General features: G+C 36.1%; 16 protein-coding genes and 1 tRNA gene. 14 read left to right on the top strand and 3 right to left on the bottom strand.

What is annotated here, in order from left to right:
• Nucleotides 1–90: 90 nt before the first annotated feature.
• The gene (locus tag LZ578_RS10475) at nt 91–798 is read left to right on the top strand and encodes a hypothetical protein (protein ID WP_235145124.1); all 708 of its coding nucleotides are present in this window, start codon (nt 91–93) and stop codon (nt 796–798) included.
• Between the two features lie 79 nt (nt 799–877).
• On the opposite strand, the gene LZ578_RS10470 is transcribed toward LZ578_RS10475, so the two are convergent.
• Nucleotides 878–967 (bottom strand) — tRNA-Ser (locus LZ578_RS10470).
• A 143-nt stretch (nt 968–1,110) separates the two neighbouring features.
• On the opposite strand from LZ578_RS10470, the gene LZ578_RS10465 reads away from it, so the two are divergent.
• Genes LZ578_RS10465 through LZ578_RS10455 form a run of 3 tightly spaced genes read left to right on the top strand, consistent with a single transcriptional unit; the run spans nt 1,111 to nt 5,288 of the window.
• Entirely contained in the window at nt 1,111–2,808 is a 1,698-nt protein-coding gene (locus LZ578_RS10465; protein ID WP_235145123.1) for a M3 family oligoendopeptidase, read from the top strand.
• 22 nt (nt 2,809–2,830) lie between these two features.
• Nucleotides 2,831–3,598 (top strand): ABC transporter ATP-binding protein, encoded by a 768-nt coding sequence (locus tag LZ578_RS10460; RefSeq protein ID WP_235145122.1) that lies wholly within the window; start codon nt 2,831–2,833, stop codon nt 3,596–3,598.
• A gap of 1 nt (nt 3,599) precedes the next feature.
• Nucleotides 3,600–5,288 (top strand): hypothetical protein, encoded by a 1,689-nt coding sequence (locus tag LZ578_RS10455; RefSeq protein WP_235145121.1) that lies wholly within the window; start codon nt 3,600–3,602, stop codon nt 5,286–5,288.
• Nucleotides 5,289–5,356: 68 nt separating this feature from the next.
• On the opposite strand, the gene LZ578_RS10450 is transcribed toward LZ578_RS10455, so the two are convergent.
• Both LZ578_RS10450 and LZ578_RS10445 read right to left on the bottom strand, forming a co-directional pair.
• A complete protein-coding gene (locus LZ578_RS10450; protein ID WP_235145120.1) occupies nt 5,357–7,357 on the bottom strand; it encodes a S9 family peptidase in 2,001 nt (666 codons plus the stop codon).
• 130 nt (nt 7,358–7,487) lie between these two features.
• A complete protein-coding gene (locus tag LZ578_RS10445) occupies nt 7,488–9,086 on the bottom strand; it encodes an ABC transporter substrate-binding protein (protein WP_235145119.1) in 1,599 nt (532 codons plus the stop codon).
• A 284-nt stretch (nt 9,087–9,370) separates the two neighbouring features.
• Here LZ578_RS10445 and LZ578_RS10440 point away from each other — a divergent pair, with 284 nt between their 5' ends.
• The 10 genes from LZ578_RS10440 to LZ578_RS10395 all read left to right on the top strand — a co-directional run bounded on the left by LZ578_RS10440 (nt 9,371) and on the right by LZ578_RS10395 (nt 17,059).
• Nucleotides 9,371–10,327: an ABC transporter permease gene (locus LZ578_RS10440; RefSeq protein ID WP_235145118.1), complete on the top strand. Its 957-nt coding sequence runs from the start codon at nt 9,371–9,373 to the stop codon at nt 10,325–10,327.
• Nucleotide 10,328: 1 nt separating this feature from the next.
• Nucleotides 10,329–11,201: an ABC transporter permease gene (locus tag LZ578_RS10435; RefSeq protein WP_235145117.1), complete on the top strand. Its 873-nt coding sequence runs from the start codon at nt 10,329–10,331 to the stop codon at nt 11,199–11,201.
• A gap of 15 nt (nt 11,202–11,216) precedes the next feature.
• Nucleotides 11,217–11,501, top strand: coding sequence for an ATP-binding cassette domain-containing protein (locus LZ578_RS10430; RefSeq protein ID WP_235145116.1), 285 nt, complete (start codon nt 11,217–11,219; stop codon nt 11,499–11,501).
• The gene (locus LZ578_RS10425) at nt 11,498–12,148 is read left to right on the top strand and encodes an ABC transporter ATP-binding protein (protein WP_235145115.1); all 651 of its coding nucleotides are present in this window, start codon (nt 11,498–11,500) and stop codon (nt 12,146–12,148) included. The genes LZ578_RS10430 and LZ578_RS10425 overlap by 4 nt, the downstream gene beginning before the upstream one ends.
• 16 nt (nt 12,149–12,164) lie before the next feature.
• A complete protein-coding gene (locus LZ578_RS10420) occupies nt 12,165–12,980 on the top strand; it encodes an ABC transporter ATP-binding protein (protein ID WP_235145114.1) in 816 nt (271 codons plus the stop codon).
• A 34-nt stretch (nt 12,981–13,014) separates the two neighbouring features.
• Nucleotides 13,015–13,980, top strand: coding sequence for a DUF1177 domain-containing protein (locus LZ578_RS10415; RefSeq protein WP_235145113.1), 966 nt, complete (start codon nt 13,015–13,017; stop codon nt 13,978–13,980).
• Complete coding sequence (locus tag LZ578_RS10410; protein ID WP_235145112.1) at nt 13,964–15,235, top strand: M20 family metallopeptidase; 1,272 nt, start codon at nt 13,964–13,966, stop codon at nt 15,233–15,235. The genes LZ578_RS10415 and LZ578_RS10410 overlap by 17 nt, the downstream gene beginning before the upstream one ends.
• A gap of 96 nt (nt 15,236–15,331) precedes the next feature.
• On the top strand, nt 15,332–16,093 hold the full coding sequence (locus tag LZ578_RS10405; RefSeq protein WP_235145111.1) for an IclR family transcriptional regulator: 762 nt from the start codon (nt 15,332–15,334) through the stop codon (nt 16,091–16,093).
• 34 nt (nt 16,094–16,127) lie between these two features.
• Entirely contained in the window at nt 16,128–16,424 is a 297-nt protein-coding gene (locus tag LZ578_RS10400; RefSeq protein ID WP_235145110.1) for a hypothetical protein, read from the top strand.
• A 17-nt stretch (nt 16,425–16,441) separates the two neighbouring features.
• Nucleotides 16,442–17,059, top strand: coding sequence for an aminopeptidase (locus tag LZ578_RS10395; RefSeq protein ID WP_235145109.1), 618 nt, complete (start codon nt 16,442–16,444; stop codon nt 17,057–17,059).
• Nucleotides 17,060–17,399: the final 340 nt, after the last annotated feature.

Raw genomic sequence — 17,399 nt, 5'->3', positions numbered from 1 at the left:
TCATACTAGCAACGATGTAAACGGTTGTAACTGCTTTTGTTAGGAAGTATGGATGAGTATAGAATGAATGAAAGATAGGGGGAAAAGGTTATGCATAAATTACTAATAGCAATTGCACTGGTCGGGATAAATGGGATGTATGGAAATTTATCTGGAGAAGAAACTGCAGGGGTTTTTGATTCTTCAGCGATTTCTTTTACACATATTCAAATAGGGAGAGAAGAGTCAGGAGAACGATATGCAGAAAAAGTACAGGATGAGGAAATACTTGATGACGTTGAAATAGAAACGGAACCAGAACAAGTCGTACAACTCCAAGTAGATATAGAGTCAGAAGTAATTGAAGAAGTGATTGAATTAGAAAACGAAATAATAGAAACAGAAACACAAGCAATTATACCGACTGTATCGGAAGAAATTATTTTAGAAGAGCAAGTAGAACCGGAACTGGACAAAGAAGTAATTGAACCGGAAACGCTGGAAGAAGAATTAACCTATGACCAATTAACACAACGTGATGGTGAAGATGGCAAACCAGAACCAGTTCCACCAGAAGTGAGTGAGTCTTGGTACGTGGAAGAAACCGCGACACAAGGACTGCAGCTAATTGTAGAAACGTATTCTATTCAAGATTTTTCCTTTGTGATTGATACGTGTCCATCTAATTATGTGTACCAGTATGAGTTCTACGCAAATTCACCAGAAAATGATCATGTAAATTTAGTTGGAATCTACCAGTATGATGCAACAGGAAATCGTACCTTCCAATTAAATCAAATAAGTGGAATATGGGAATAATAAAAAAAGGTTTTTCTACCCAAAATACCCTCTTGAGAAAGGCGTCGTGAAGCGCTTTTCTCAAGAGGGTATTTTTTTAAGGAGAGTAGGGGATTTGAACCCCTGCATGTCTTTCGACACCTAACGCATTTCGAGTGCGTCCTCTTCAGCCGGGCTTGAGTAACTCTCCATAAAAAATACTATAAACAAAAAAACGGGTTTTGTAAACGGTTTTTGAAAAACGATAAAAATTATTCTGTTAAGGGTCGAATGATGATCTAGATTGTGAGATACTAATAGTTACAAACGATTTTTAAAAAGGTGGATGAACAGATGAAATTTTCAGAATATGAATATATACGTCCAGATTTTAAAATATACCAAGCAGAAGCAAAAGCAGTAATTGAAAAATTGAAACAGGCTACCGATGAAGATGAAGCATGCGCAGCGGTGATTGAAATGAATCGTCTCATGATCGAACAAGACAAACAAGCTCAAATTGCATTTGTTAGACATACCATTGATACGAAAGATGCTTTTTATGAAGCGGAAAATGATTATTGGAATGAATATTCACCCTTATATGATGAAATTTATGATGAATATTACCGCGCACTACTGGATTCACCTTATCAGTCAGATTTAGTTACGGTTTTACCAGAACAATATTTCAAAATGGCTGAGTATAAATTAAAAACTTTTAGTCCAGAAGTGATAGAGCTTCTTCAAAAAGAAAACGAATTAGGAAGTGCGTATAACAAATTAATTGCTAGTGCAGAAATAGATTTTGATAATAAAACATTAAATTTATCGCAATTAGGTCCGTACATGCAATCTACTGATCGAGAAATACGTAAAAAAGCTTCCAAAGCGTCCTCAGAATTTTATCAACAAAACGAAGATAAAATAGATCATATTTATGATCAATTAGTACAAGTACGAGATCGAATGGCTAAAAAATTAGGCTTTAAAGATTTTGTGGAATTGGGTTATATTCGTATGGAACGATATGATTATGATCGTGAAATGGTACAAGTGTATCGAGAACAAATCCTTAAAGAAGTAGTTCCCGTGGTCAATAAATTAAATGATCGCCAAGCAAAGAGAATTGGTGTCGAAGACCTTCAATACTATGATTTGAACTTAAAGTTCCTGGATGGTAACGCAACTCCAAAAGGGGACTCCGCTTATATTAAAGAAATGGGTAAGAAGATGTACCATGAGCTTTCACCAGAAACAGCTCATTTCATTGATTACATGTTTGAAGATGAGTTGATGGATTTGGAAACCAAAGAAGGGAAATCAGGCGGCGGATATTGCACCTTTATACCAGAATATGATTCTCCATTTATTTTTGCCAATTTCAATGGAACAAGTGGAGATGTGGATGTGTTAACTCATGAAGCAGGACATGCTTTTCAAGTGTTTCAGTCCCGCTGGATTAAGCAGCCTGAATTAGTATTCCCAACGAGTGAAAGTGCAGAAATTCATTCAATGAGCATGGAGTTTTTCACCTATCCATGGATGGAACTATTTTTCAAAGAAGAAACAGAAAAATATAAATTCTCACACCTATCCGGTACATTAGAGTTCTTACCTTACGGTGTACTAGTCGATCACTATCAACATGAGGTTTATGAAAAACCTGAAATGACTCCAGCAGAACGAAAAGATGTATGGCGAAAACTAGAAAAAATGTATACTCCGCATAAAAATTATTCAGAAAATCCATTTTTAGATAAAGGAACGTTATGGTATCGACAAGGGCATATCTTTGATACACCTTTTTACTATATCGATTACACCTTAGCTCAAGTTTGTGCTTTGCAATTTTGGAAACGAGCGATTGTCGATAAAGATGATGAAGCTTGGAGAGATTATTTAAGAATTTGTGAAGTGGGCGGTACGTTGACATTCCTACAAATGGTAGAGCGTGCAAACTTAAAATCACCATTTGAAGAAGGTTCGTTAACCGATGTAATACAGGCAATCGATGACGTCTTATCAAAAGTAGATGATCAAAACTTATAAGAAAAAGGGAAGGGGATAAAGAGTGATTGAATTAAAAAACATTAGTAAAACCTATGGGATGAAGCAAGCACTAAAAAATATAAATGTGACAATCAAACCAGGTGAAATATTTGGTTTGATTGGTCATAATGGTGCTGGGAAATCGACGGCAATTAAATCACTAGTAAGTATTATCGAACCTAGCGAAGGAGAGATATGGGTAGACGGAGAACAACTTTCAGAAAATCGTTTAAATATTAAAAAAAGAATCGGATATGTTTCAGATTCTCCGGATATGTTTTTACGACTGACAGCAGCAGAATATTGGAATCTGATTGCGGTAGCCTATGATGTTTCAGAAGAAGAAAAGACCAAACAACTTAAAAAATTTATGGAACTTTTCGATATGACGGAGCACCAATCGGAAGTGATTTCTTCTTTTTCACACGGAATGCGTCAAAAAACCTTTATCATTGGAGCTTTACTACCCAATCCAGATATTTGGATTTTAGATGAGCCAATGACGGGGCTAGACCCACAAGCTTCCTTTGACTTAAAGGAATTAATGAAACAACATGCCGCAGAAGGAAACATTGTTTTATTTTCTACTCATGCTCTGGAAATTGCCCAGCAGCTTTGCAATCATATCGCTATTTTGAAAAAAGGAGAAATTCTTTATGATGGAACGACTCAAGATCTAATTGCACAAAATGAAAATGAGTCTTTAGAGACCATTTATTTGAAATTAGCTGGTCGTCAATCAAAGGTAGAAGAAAATGAAAGCTCAGCCCTTTTTGAAAGGGGTGAATAAGATGCAGTTCAAGAAAATAGTAGAATTAAGTAAAGTGAATTTACTTTATGCTAACCCACAAATGATTCAAAAAAAACGTAAAAAAGAAGAGAAAACAGGCGAAGTTTCTAAAATATCGGCTCCTGCATCGGTATTACTGAATAATTTATTTATTCTGGTTTTATTTATGTTCCTCTATAGTTTTATGTTAGGAACGATTGATTTTAATCAGTACCCTGGTTTTTTCACTATTTATATTTTAATGTTTTCAATCATGACGATCTTGCAAGGCTTCTATATTATTTATAATCTTTTCTATGAGAGTAAAGATTTAGAATATTATTTACCTTTACCCTTTACGACAACTGAAATTTTTTTAGCGAAATTAATCGTTATTTTTTTATCAGTAATTCCTTACTTGGCTCCAGCCGGGGCTGTTTTATATATGACTGGTAGAGATGCGGGGCGTAGCGTTTTACCAGCTCTGCTCATCGCGTTCTTATTATTTATCTTATTGATGGTAGTCGTTTTTATGCTAGCAATCGTCTTTGTTCATTTCATTACAAAATTAGCTATTTTCCAGAAACATAAGAAAATGATGACGACAGCACTATACACGATATCTAGTATTGGAATGATTGCCGTTATTTTCTTTATTACAAACTTGAGTAATAGAGAGCTAGATATGCCAATAGATCAGGTTCTTCCCGATTATCAACCGATTCCATTTATAAAAGCATTCCATACGACAGCCACTCAGCCACTCAGTCAAGAGAGTTTATTAGGCATGGCATTTTGGCTTATCATCGTTTTGGTATTAGGTGGAATTTTATTTAAATGGATCATCCCTACTTTTTACCAAGCATCTGTAGATCAACCGGTACAAAAAACAAAGAAAAATAAAGATGCTATTTCCAAAGAAAGTAGGAAAAAAACTAAAAAGGTAGGAAAACAACCTGAAACCATTCATAAAATATTATGGAAATATAATTTGGGATTAATTCAAGATGGAACACTAATGATGCAATACCTTAGCTCAAACCTTATTTTACCTATCTTTATGTTGGGCCCTTTGTTGTTAGGTGGCAATACGATTCCTGAAATACCAAATTATTTTTGGGGATTATTTTTCTTCGCAGGGTTTGTATACACGTTTCTAACATTAAATGCGGTATCAGTTGTTGGAATTATTATTTCATTGGATCGTGAAAACTTTCTTTATATGAAATCATTACCTTTTTCAATGGAAAGCTATTTAAAACAGAAATTTTTATTTGCCTTTACTGTGCAGTCTTCATTGCCTGTTTTAATTGTTGTGATCTTACTATTCATGGCAAAAATTCCATTATTATTTGGAGTTTGTTTTATCCTGGGTCTATTGACAGGGCTGTTTACGATGAGTCAATTTTATTTTGTGAGAGATTATCGATTCTTAAGTCTAGATTGGCAAAATCTAACCGAACTATTTGGAAGAGGTGGAGGAAATTTTGTACAATCTATGAGTATTTTTGGTTCTGTATTCGTAGGGATTATTACTATTGTGGCATTTACGTTCCTGTTGTTTAGTCTAGATTCAGTTTGGAGAATCATTGCTTCTTCCGCCATGGCTCTATTTCCATTAATGATTGCATGGTTAGTTACGTATCGATATAAAAAGAAATTTTGGCACAGTTTAGTGATTAAAATAAAGAATGAGTTTTTAAAAAAGTAGGCAGAAACCCGGTATGATGGGATTTGCCTACTTTTTTTATATTACTTTAATAAGTGTCAGAGAAAGTTTTATTCTTCTTTGTTATGAGCTCGTCCAAACCATTCTAAAATAGCTTCCAATCTCTCTACTCGGTAGCTAGGACGACCGGTTCGTGACAACTCATGATTGGAATCAGGAAATACTAGCATTTCTGCAACTTTACCTGAAGTCTTTAGTCCGTTATAAAACTGTTGCGCTTGTTCAAATGGACACCGCAAATCTTCTAGAGCATGAATCAAAAGGGTAGGTGTTTCTACTTGTTGAACATAGGCTAAAGGTGAAATTTTCCATAGCTCTTTCGCATTAGATAAGTCATATCCCATTTCATTTTTATAGAAAAAATAACCAATATCACTTGTTCCAAACATAGAGACAAAGTTGGACATTGAACGCTGTGAAACTGCTGCTTTGAAGCGATTTGTCTGTGTTACAATCCAGTTTGTCATAAAACCACCATAGCTTCCACCGGTTACAAATAAATTTTTATCATCTACAAAAGAATAATCTAGAATAATTTGATCTATTATAGTCATAAGATCAGTATAGTCTTCTTTTCCATATCGTTTATAGACGCCAGATGTATGCTTTTGCCCATATCCATAGCTTCCTCTTGGATTCACCAACAAAACGATATAACCATTAGCAGCTAAATATTGTGCTTCATAGTAAAAATTAAGAGAATGCATTGTATAAGGTCCACCATGGATATTTAAGATTAGTGGATATTTTTGATTCTCATCAAAATGAGCTGGTAACACCATTAAGCCATGGATGATTCCTCCATCCGTTGCTTCATATTGGATCTCTCGGTACGTTGCATAAGAATAATTTGAATAGTATTGGTTTGTAGAATGAGATAGAGTTGTCCACTCATTATTTTTAAATTTTTTAATCTGAACGGGGTCTTCAGGTTGGCTGATGAATGCATAAAGAACTCCTGTTTCAGAAACGATATATTCTTTTACAACGGAGTTATCGGGAGATATCTTTTTCAATTCCCCATCAAGAGTTCCTTCATATAGATTGACCCTTCCATATTCGGAAGATTGAACAAAAAAAGTAGAAGAATCGGGATTCCATTGAAGAATTGGGTTACCAACATTTTGGAAAAAGTCAGAAACACTATTATCTGCGAACTGGATATCAATTTTTTTAGTAATCTCTTTTATTGTTTCTTCTTTTATACTATAAAGAAAGAGACTGAATTGATTTGGTGTTTCATAAGGAAGAGGATTACCTACCATAGCTAGATAATTTCCATTGGGACTAATAGCTGCTTCACTAAATATACCCGTTTGGAATTTTTTGGTAATATGTTGTAGTGATTCTGTTTCTCGTTCATAAGCAAATATCCCTGAATCATGATTGTATTCATCATCTTCCACTAGACTTTTTTCGAAATAAACAATGGTTCCTTCTCTATTATTATCAACAGTTCTACGTAAGCCGTATCCTGTTGATTGAGTAGAGATAACTTTGACTTCACCTGTTTCGATATCTTGTTGGCAGAGATAGTGGGCAAGATCTTGATTGATAAAACCGATACCATTTGCTTGGTAATTCAGATGATCGATTCGATAGAAAGGTGCTTTGGGTTTCTCTTTTTTATCTCTATGTTCGTTCCAAAAGAATGTTTTCCTACCTTTTTTTTCTAGCTGAGAAGTAAATAAAAAACTATTTTCATCCGGAATCCACTGAACATGTGAAATAGAATGGGATGAAAAGGTAAGTTGCTTCTCTTTTCCATTCTTTAAATTCAAGAGAAATACTTGATTTATTCCCTTTTTGTTTGATAAATAAAGGAGTTGCTGATTCTGGATGCTAGGACAGGTGTTTTGCATTCCATTTTCAACAATGGCTATCTCTTCACCTTTGCTAAGATTAATAGCAAAAATAGCAGACTGGTAATCGTCCTGCTCTTTATTGATCGTTGTTTTAACATAGAAGAGTCGTTCATTATTTTCTCCCAGAGCAGGAGAAGAAAGAGAAATTAAATCGTAAAGACTCTCAGCATTACTAAAGGTTTTCATAAATCATTCCTCCAAACAGTATGAGTAGTAGGCCAGTATTCTCAGATGAATACGCAATAGGTGCTAGTAGGTAAATAGTAAAAAAACTGGATCACGAGTGTTCGTGCTCCAGTTTTTTCGTTAAAATTTTTTATTCATCTTTCAATGATACATTGACTCCATCGTCATTTACTATAACAACTTCATTATTTGCACGTACATCATAGCCTTCTACATCTTTAGAAAGACCATTTGCTGTTTCAGACAATTCAATTTCAATACGAGAATGATCTCCCATAATGATTTCTAATGCTTGATGATACAAATCTACTCGTTTTTCACGATCTGTTTCAGTTAGTGCGTTATCTAAAAGAGCATCAACTTCCGGATTATTGTACCCACGTCCATTACCTAATGAACCGATATTGTTAGAATGGAACTCTTGGTTTAGATAGAAGAAAGGATCTGGGTCCCAAGACCATCCACCAATGTTCATGTCAGCTTCACCAGAGGAGACTGTTTCACTGTAGGTACCCCATTCTTGTGGATTAAGTTGAATATCAATATTCAAGTTTTCCTTCATTTGATCTTGGAAAATCGTACCATATGGGATACGTGCATCAGATAGATATAGATTAATAGAGAAACCATCTGCATATTCAGTTTCTGCCAGTAGTTCTTTTGCTGCTACAGGATCATATTCAGGAATAAAATCTTTGGAATTTTCCATATAACCCCAAGAAGCTTTTGGAAGAGGAGAGTAGGAAACTTCAGCACCTCCCCATTGATTTACGCCATTAACAATATCATCTACATTAGTAGCCATATAGATTGCTTCGCGGACTTTCTTATCCATAGTAGGACCTTTCATCATATTCATATCTAGATAGAAAGTAGAGAATCCAGGAATACTTACAAGTTCCACGTTGTTTCCTTGTTTAATGACCTCTCGGTTTTGACCGCGTACATCTGTTGCTATATGAATATCACCAGAAAGAAGAGAATTAACCATCATATTTCCATCCGTAATAATTTTGAATGTTACTCCATCCAGGTTTGGACTTGCTCCCCAATAATTATCATTACGTACTAATTCAATTTGCTGACCAGATTGGAAGTTTTTTAAACTGAATGGACCAGTACCAACTAAATGCTGAGCAAATTGATCTCCCCATCCTTCTACTTCTTCTTTTGGAACAATAATGTTCCCTGGATCAGTCAGCATCGACATGAAAGCAGAGCTTGGAGTTGTTAAATGGAAAGCTACTTCGTAATCCCCTAGCACTTCTATTGATTCAATTCCACTCAACCGATTCAATGCAGAGTCAAAAGCAGAACGGTCTAAACTAAACTTCACATCTTCTGCAGTTACTTCTCGTCCATCTTGATAATCGCCATCTTGAAATTTTATTCCTTCTCTTAATTGGAAGGTATAGGTCAGACCATCTTCCGAAACAGCCCATTCTGTAGATAAAGAAGGTATGAATTCAGAAAAGTCTTTACTGTATACGATGAGAGTATTACCAATTTGGCGGACCACATTTGCTTCGTATTGACTGGTGTAGCTAGTTGGATCCAATGAACTTACATTTGCAGCAAGCCCAATATTAAGAATGCCCCCAGTTTGAGTAGTTGTAGATTCTGCGCCTGCTGATTGTGTACTATCATTTTCTTCATTTCCTCCTCCACATGCTGCTAATAGTGCGATACTGGAAAGTAGAGTAAGAAATGTCTTTGTTTTCTTTTTCAAAATATCTTCCTCCTTTTTAGTTATAGAAATAACTTTGTATATAGTGTAAATGAGAAAACGATTTTAATCTCATTCAACTTTAATAGAATGTAACACATAATATAGAAAGTGTAAATAATTAAGTGAATAAATTTGAAATTTAAACTCATTATATAGGGTTGTTGGTGAATTTATAGAATAAAAGAAGATTAGATTTACATTAAATTAAGATGATGGTAGAATAAGCGCATTACAAAAAAGAACTAGAATTACAGATAGTGTAATTAAGAAAGGGGACCAACTCCATGTCAAAATATATTATTAAACGAATCATCAATGTAATCCCAACGCTCTTTATCGTAGCAGTCATTGTTTTTGCTGTAACTCGTATCATACCTGGAAATCCTGCTGCAGCTTTGCTAGGACCTCAAGCCAGTGCAGAAGAAATTCAGAAGATGACCATACAAATGGGATTGGATAAATCTTATCCGGAACAATTTTTTAATTATCTAAAAGGCCTCTTTTCTGGAGACCTAGGTTATTCCTATGCCTATAACATGGATGTTTCAGAATTAATATTGGGAAGATTTCCTAATACAATTATCTTGTCAGCTGCGGCTTTACTTATTGCCCTGTTGATCGGAATCCCCGCTGGTATCATCTCTGCCTATAAAAGAAATACCTTCTTGGATTATCTAGTTATGATGATTTCTTTAATTGGAGTATCAATGCCAGTGTTTTGGCTAGGAGTCATGCTCGTTCTATTGTTTAGTGTCAATCTAGGGATTCTTCCAGCAACAGGTATGGGAAACTGGTCGGAAGGTCCTGCTATTTTCTTTAAGCATCTATTACTGCCTAGTATTACGCTTGCCACAATTCCTATGGCAAACTTTGCACGAATTACCCGATCTAGTATGTTGGAAGTTCTCTCACAGGACTATATTCGAACGGCTCGAGCAAAAGGATTGAATGAAAAAACTGTTATTTGGAAGCATGCATTGAAAAATGCTTTTAATCCCATCCTTTCTGTTTTAGGAATGCAAGTAGCAGGATTATTAGGTGGATCAGTATTGACAGAAACAATTTTCAGCTGGCCAGGAATGGGAAAGTTGGTTACAGATGCCATTGATCGGAGAGATTACGGGGTAGTGCAAGGAGTTGTCATCTTTATTGCATTAATCTATGTAGTTACCAACTTAATTATTGATATTTCATATAAGGTAGTTAATCCAAAAATTACTTATGACGGAGGTGGAAATTAATATGGAAAAAGCAATCGTTGAAAATGGATTGGGCGAAACAAAACCAGGTTTTTTCAAAAAACTCATAAAAAACAAGCTTGCTGTCTTCGGTTTAATTATTATTGTAATAGTCATATTAGTAGCGCTATTTGCTCCATGGATTGCAACACATGAGCCTAATCGAATCCAAATCACAGAAACTTTTATAAAGCCAGGAGCTATGGGACATATTTTAGGAACAGATAGTTTTGGAAGAGATTTATTCAGTAGAATCGTTTATGGTGCTCGTATCTCTATAGTTGTCAGCTTAGGCGCTGTAGTTGTAGGTGGCCTAATTGGTACAGTTCTAGGTTTAATTGCTGGTTATTTTGGGGGGGCAATTGATACCTTTATAACGCGTTTAGTAGATGGCTTCTCTGCTTTTCCATTCATACTACTGGCTATTTTTTTAATGACGATACTAGGTCAAGGCTTATGGAATGTTATTTTTGCCATTGGTGTAGGAAATATCCCTGGATTCACGAGAATTGTTCGTGGACAAGTACTTAATGTAAAGGGAGAGGAGTATATTGAGGTCCAACGTTCACTAGGAGCAGGACACTGGCATATTCTTTTTCAACATATATTACCGAATAGCATGGCACCATTGGTCGTTCATGGCACGATGAGTATTGCAGGTGCAATTATTTCGGAAGCCTCTTTAAGTTTCTTGGGCCTCGGTGTACAACCTCCCACTGCTTCTTGGGGATCCATTCTAAAAGATGGAAAGGATTTTCTTTTCTTGAATCCTGAAATTGCTACTTTTTCTGGACTTGCAATCTTGATTACTGTTCTAGGTATAAATACCCTGGGTGATGGAATCCGCGATGCATTGGATCCAAAATTGAATGATTAAAAGGAGGAACATCATATGGATGAATTATTAAAAATAAAAAACCTTCACGTGACCTTTCAAAGTAGTTCCAAAGTAAACTTTCACGCCATCAAGGGAATTGATATTACTATTGGGAAAAATGAAACAGTTGGAATTGTAGGGGAGTCTGGCTCTGGAAAAAGTGTTACAGCAACTTCTGTGATGGGATTACTACCGAAGAGAACTATTGTGACAGCAGAGGAAATGAGCTTTGAAGGAAAGGATTTACTTGGGTTTACACAAAAGAATTCCAGAAAATCCGTGGAAATGATATCTCAATGATTTTCCAAGATCCATTGACTACTCTCAATCCAGTTTATACAGTTGAAAATCAAATTGTGGAAACAATTCGTGCACATAATTCTATATCCAAAAAAGAAGCTAGAGAATTAGCCTTGGAAATGTTGGAAAGAGTAGGTATTCAAGATCCGGTTCGTAAAATCAAGATGTATCCACATGAATTTTCAGGAGGGATGCGGCAACGGGTAATGATTGCTATCGCATTAGCTTGTAAGCCCAAATTACTGATTGCAGATGAACCAACTACTGCTTTAGATGTAACCATCCAAGCTCAAATCTTGAGTTTATTGAAAGAACTACAGAAAACCAGTGGTACGTCCATAATTATGATTACCCATGATTTGGGTGTCATTTGGGAAACGTGTGACCGTGTAATAGTCATGTTTAAAGGACATGTAGTAGAAAGTGGAACGACCAAACAAATTTATGATAATCCCGTTCATCCTTACACGAAAGGTCTATTGCGTTCACAAATTAACCAAGGAACCATACATGATGAAGAACTGCCCACCATTCCATATGGAGCATTTGTTAAAGATATGCAACAAGAAGAACAGTTGGCAATGAATGAAGTAGAAGAAGGACATTACGTAGCAAAATTTACTTTGGATGAACCAGTCCAAATATAAAAGGGAGGTAGTTGAGATGGAGGAAGAAAAAATAATCAGTGTTCGTCATTTAAAAAAATACTACCCTATCCCTAAGGCGCTCCCTTTTCAACGAGAGAGAGAATACGTGAAGGCTGTAGACGATATAAGTTTTGATTTATACAAAGGGGAAACGTTGGGAATAGTCGGGGAGTCTGGGAGTGGAAAATCGACGATTGCTCGCCTTGTAAACCGTCTGATTAAACCGACGGAAGGGGAAATTTATTTCCGTGACCAAGAAATTACTACAACTTCAAAAGAAGAGATGAAGGGGTTTCGCCGAGCTATTCAAATGGTTTTTCAAAGTCCTTATGGCACATTGGATCCACGAAAGACAATCGGCTATTCTTTGATGGAACCTTATATCATTCATCAAATCGGGTCCCGTGAAGAACGCCTTAAAAATGTACATCGCTTATTAGAAATGGTCGACCTACCTGCTTCTTCAGCAAACAAATACCCACACGAATTTTCTGGTGGACAGCTTCAGAGAATCAACATTTCTCGAGCGGTGGCGTTACAGCCTGAGATACTTATTTGTGATGAATCCGTATCAGCTTTAGATGTATCGGTGCAAGCTCAAATTTTAAATTTATTAAACCAGTTGCAAGAAGAAATGGGACTATCCTATCTTTTTATTTCTCATGACTTAAATGTTGTGCGTTACATGTGTGACCGAATCATCGTAATGAATCAAGGGAAAATAATAGAAATGGGTCCATCAAAAGAAGTATATAATCAGCCACAAACCGAGTATACCAAGAGTCTTCTTCAGGCTATTCCCATTAGTAGTCCATATGAGCGAATGGGATAAGTACGCATAATTAAAAAAAGAGGGGGTAAAAAATATGTCATTAAAATACGTAATGGAAGCATATGAATTGTTGGATGATAAAAAGATTTCAGGGGAAGAGGTTAAACAGTTCCTGGAATCAATCTCGAATGAAGAAGAAATTGACGTAGAAACAGTATACGGAGAAAAGGGAAGTACTGATTTCATCAAGATTCAAATCAGAGGAAGTAATGGAAAACAAAGTGACGGAGATGCTCCCACGTTAGGAATTATAGGTCGTTTGGGTGGAATTGGTGCGCGTCCTGAAGTGTTGGGATTTGTTTCCGACGGAGACGGTGCATTAGCTGCAATTGCAACCGCAGCTAAATTATTAAACATGACAAAGAAAGGGGATCGTTTGCCAGGCGATGTTATTATTAGTACCCACATTTGTCCAACTGCTCCTACACAGCCACATCATCCTGTTCCATTTATGGGTTCTCCTGTTGATATTTTAACGATGAATGAATATGAAGCTTCAGATGAAATGGATGCAGTGCTTACAATCGATACAACGAAGGGAAATGTTGTTACCAATCATCGTGGTTTCGCTATTACTCCAACCGTCAAAGAAGGATATATTTTACGAATGAGTAATGACCTACTAGATATTTACCAACAGACAACTGGTACTCTACCGGTGACTATGCCGATTACGATGCAAGATATCACTCCATATGGAAATGGTCTTTTCCATATTAATAGCATCATGCAGCCATGTGTAGCAGTAAATGCACCAGTTGTCGGTGTAGCAATTACTACGGAAGTAGCAGTAGCAGGTTCGGCATCTGGTGCAAGCCACTTGATTGATATCGAAGGAGTTGTGCGATATGGAATCGAAGTTGCTAAACGTTTTGGCGAAAAGAACTGTGACTTTTACGATGAAGCTGAATTTAAGAAAATTCAAGAATTATATGGATCTATGAAGCATTTTCAAACATTAGGAAAAAAGGGGGCAGTTAAAAATGAGCAAAACAACTAAAGAAGCTTTGAAACAGCAAGTCGTCCAGGCAGTAGAAGAAAAGAAGGAGGAACTGTTGGAGCTTTGTTCTCAATTGATTCAAATCAACAGTGAAAATCCTCCTGGTGATTCCACGGAAATATCTGATTTCATTATAAATTATTTGAAAGAATACGGAATCGACACAGAAGTGCATGAAGCTGCAGAAAAACAATTCAACTTGATTTCTCGTTATGGGAATTCACAAGGCAAGAAGTTAATCTATTGTGGACACACAGATGTTGTACCAGCAGGAAATTTAGATAAATGGGATTTTGACCCTTTTAGTGGCGAAATCAAAGATGGCTTTCTCTTAGGACGTGGTGCATCGGATATGAAAGCGGGTCTAGGTGGATTAATGTTTGCAACCGCAATGATGAAACACCTGAATATTGATTTGCCAGGTGAAGTTGTTTTGGCAATCGTGCCAGACGAAGAAACGGGCGGTGAAAACGGTGTTCCTTGGTTGCTTGAAAAGGGACTCATAAAAGGAGATGGCTGTCTAATCGCAGAACCTTCTTCTAAATTCAATCCCACTTTAGGTCAAAAGGGCTCTTACTGGTTTTCTTTAGAGGTTTTTGGTGAACCAGGACACGGTAGTTTGTCTCCACTTATTGGGAATAACGCTATAGTCGATATGATGCGAGCAATTGAACGAATCCAAACGGTCTTTGATATCGAAATTGATGTCCCTCCTGAAGCTGAAGAGCTAATTGAAATATCGAAACGCTATATGCGAGAAGTAGAAACAGAAAAAGAAGCCTTCCAAGAAATTCTAGGTCGTGTTTCCTGTAATATTGGTGTAATTGAAGGTGGAACAAAAGCAAATGTAGTACCGGAATCATGTAAAGTAGAAATCGACTGCCGTCTTCCTTTTGGAATTACAGAAGATGAAGTGACGGAATACATTACTTCAGAACTAGATAAATTAGATATCCAGTATGAAATGATCCGGTTTGGTATTAAGAGCGCAGCGAACTATACGTCTCCTTCCGATCCAATCTGTAAAGCAATCGTTAATAATATTCAAGAAATATCCGGACATGAATCCTATGGTGTGATGCAATGGGCTTCCAGCGATGCAAGACATTTCAGAGACTATGATATACCTGTATTACAATATGGACCTGCTTTTTTATCTACGATTCATGGTTATAATGAACGAGTAGAAGTAGAAAAAATCATTCTAGCTACTAAAGTATATGCTGCTGCTATTATTGACTATTTATATGAATAAATGAATAGTTGTATGAGTATTGCTAAAAAAACTCCCTTTCTTTAAAATAGGGATAGTATATTTTAAAGAAATTTGGTCATTAGGAGAGACAAGAGTATGTTGAAAACAGTTAATTTAGCGGCTCAAGTATTAATGATGTTTACTCAAGAGAATAATAAGTGGTCAGGAAAAGATTTGGCTACAGCTATGGAACAAAATTATGCTACGATTTATCGGATTTTAAAAACCTTATCTAAGCAGGAATTATTAAATTTTGATTCTGTTACCAAAGAGTACTCGTTAGGTCTAGCTGTCTGGCAGCTGGGTCAGACCATGTATGATTCGTTAAATTTAGAAGAATTGGTTCGTCCTTCCTTGTTGAAATTGAAAAAAGAAACGGATGAGTCTGTCTTTTTTACAATTCGACGAGGAGGTAATGGTGTTACTTTAATGGTAGAAGAGCCTCTTTATAAAATAAAGTATGCGGCTGAGATTGGTTTGAGTGTCCCATTGTTTCCTGGGGCCTCTTATCGGGCAATCCTAGCTTATCAATCAGAATACTTTGTTGATGAACTAATTGCTGAGGGGTTACCACAGTACACTCCTCATACACTGACAGATCCAGATTTACTTAAAAAAGAATTAACCAAAATACGCTTAGAAGGATATGCTAAGAGTGAAGGAGAATATACATCGGATGTTGTAGCATTAGCTGTTCCGATTCGAGATGCTGAGAATAAAGTGAATTGCTCTGTCACACTTTCAGGACCAACTTATCGATTGAAAAAAGCCAATCAAAACAAAATGATTCTCCAATTAAAGGAAACTGCCTTAGATATTGAACGTATTTTACGTAATACATCGTACAAGTTTTATTAAAGAAGAGAAATGATAGAAGTATTGGAGGGACAACGTGTCTTCACAAATAGAAAATGCCAAGAAAGTATTTCTGAATAACTTTGCTATCCAATCAAATGAAACGATTTTGATTATTTGTGACGATAAAATGAAAAAGATTGCTAGCTATTTCTATCAAGCAGCTCAAGAGATGAATCACGAAGTATGCTATTTACAATTTCCGGCTCATTATCATTCAGGTGAGGAACCACCAAAAGCAGTAGCTGCTGCCATGCTCCAAGTTGATATTGTTTTGTGTGTGACCAGTGCTTCATTAACTCACACGATAGCCCGAAAAAAGCTTCTAAATTAGGTGTAAGAGTAGGAACAATGCCAGGAATTACGGAAGAAATGCTAGAGGAAGGTGCCATTACTGCTAATCCTACAGAAATAGTAGTATTAACAGAAAAGTATACTTCTAAGTTGAATGCAGCTTCTACTGTAAAGGTTGAAAAAGCAGGGTATTCACTTAATTTTTCTATTGAACAGCGACAGGGGATTTCTAGTACGGGTATTTTCCGTAATAAAGGAGATTCCGGTAATATTCCTTCTGGGGAAAGTTACATTGCTCCCGTTGAAGACTCTGCTAATGGACAGTTACTAGTTGATGGGTCGATTGCAGGATTAGGAAAGGTAAAAGAACCCATTTTATTGACTATTAAACAAGGTCGGCTAATGGAAGCAACAGGAGAGTTAGGAAAGAAACTGTTGGAAATGCTAGGTGAAGGGAACGGCCGTACCATTGCAGAATTCGGAATCGGAACCAACCCTGCTGCTCGAATTACAGGAATAGTATTAGAAGATGAGAAAGTTTTTTCGACGATTCATATTGCTTTTGGAAGCAACAAACCTTTCGGTGGAGTAACTGAAGCGGGAGTTCATATCGATTGTGTTGTTACTGAACCAATCGTTTTCTTAGATGGAAAACGAATTGAATTAGTGAAATAAGGAAAAATATGATTCAAATCGATTTGATGACACTGTTTTGTATACTACTATTCTAATTGCTTTTTATTTTGTAGATAATTACAAAAAGATCTTCAATTTTTTGTTGAATATTCTAAATAGGTAGATAAAAGCCTTTTTTTATAAAGTAGATCTCGTATAATGGACAATTAAAAATGTCCCTCTACGAGGTCTATTTTGTAAAGGCAAGGAAAAATTAGTCGTTCAACTTCCATTACTACTTGAAAAACATAAGAGTCTAAAAAGAACCACTTGAAAGTTACTCTATTTTTTAACGGGAGTAATTTCTTAAATCACCTGTATATATTTTAAAACATTCATT

This window comes from Jeotgalibaca sp. MA1X17-3, assembly GCF_021513155.1.
In the GTDB taxonomy this organism is placed as follows: Bacteria; Bacillota; Bacilli; order Lactobacillales; family Aerococcaceae; genus Jeotgalibaca.
Note: the sequence above shows the minus strand (reverse complement) of the source record. Positions and strands in the feature narration are given on the sequence as shown.

Coding starts and splice junctions, on each gene's coding strand:
- LZ578_RS10475 (WP_235145124.1), top strand. CDS start 91: ATGCATAAATTACTAATAGCAATTGCACTGGTCGGGATAAATGGGATG.
- LZ578_RS10465 (WP_235145123.1), top strand. CDS start 1,111: ATGAAATTTTCAGAATATGAATATATACGTCCAGATTTTAAAATATAC.
- LZ578_RS10455 (WP_235145121.1), top strand. CDS start 3,600: ATGCAGTTCAAGAAAATAGTAGAATTAAGTAAAGTGAATTTACTTTAT.
- LZ578_RS10450 (WP_235145120.1), bottom strand. CDS start 7,357: ATGAAAACCTTTAGTAATGCTGAGAGTCTTTACGATTTAATTTCTCTT.
- LZ578_RS10440 (WP_235145118.1), top strand. CDS start 9,371: ATGTCAAAATATATTATTAAACGAATCATCAATGTAATCCCAACGCTC.
- LZ578_RS10435 (WP_235145117.1), top strand. CDS start 10,329: ATGGAAAAAGCAATCGTTGAAAATGGATTGGGCGAAACAAAACCAGGT.
- LZ578_RS10430 (WP_235145116.1), top strand. CDS start 11,217: ATGGATGAATTATTAAAAATAAAAAACCTTCACGTGACCTTTCAAAGT.
- LZ578_RS10425 (WP_235145115.1), top strand. CDS start 11,498: ATGATTTTCCAAGATCCATTGACTACTCTCAATCCAGTTTATACAGTT.
- LZ578_RS10420 (WP_235145114.1), top strand. CDS start 12,165: ATGGAGGAAGAAAAAATAATCAGTGTTCGTCATTTAAAAAAATACTAC.
- LZ578_RS10415 (WP_235145113.1), top strand. CDS start 13,015: ATGTCATTAAAATACGTAATGGAAGCATATGAATTGTTGGATGATAAA.
- LZ578_RS10410 (WP_235145112.1), top strand. CDS start 13,964: ATGAGCAAAACAACTAAAGAAGCTTTGAAACAGCAAGTCGTCCAGGCA.
- LZ578_RS10405 (WP_235145111.1), top strand. CDS start 15,332: ATGTTGAAAACAGTTAATTTAGCGGCTCAAGTATTAATGATGTTTACT.
- LZ578_RS10395 (WP_235145109.1), top strand. CDS start 16,442: ATGCCAGGAATTACGGAAGAAATGCTAGAGGAAGGTGCCATTACTGCT.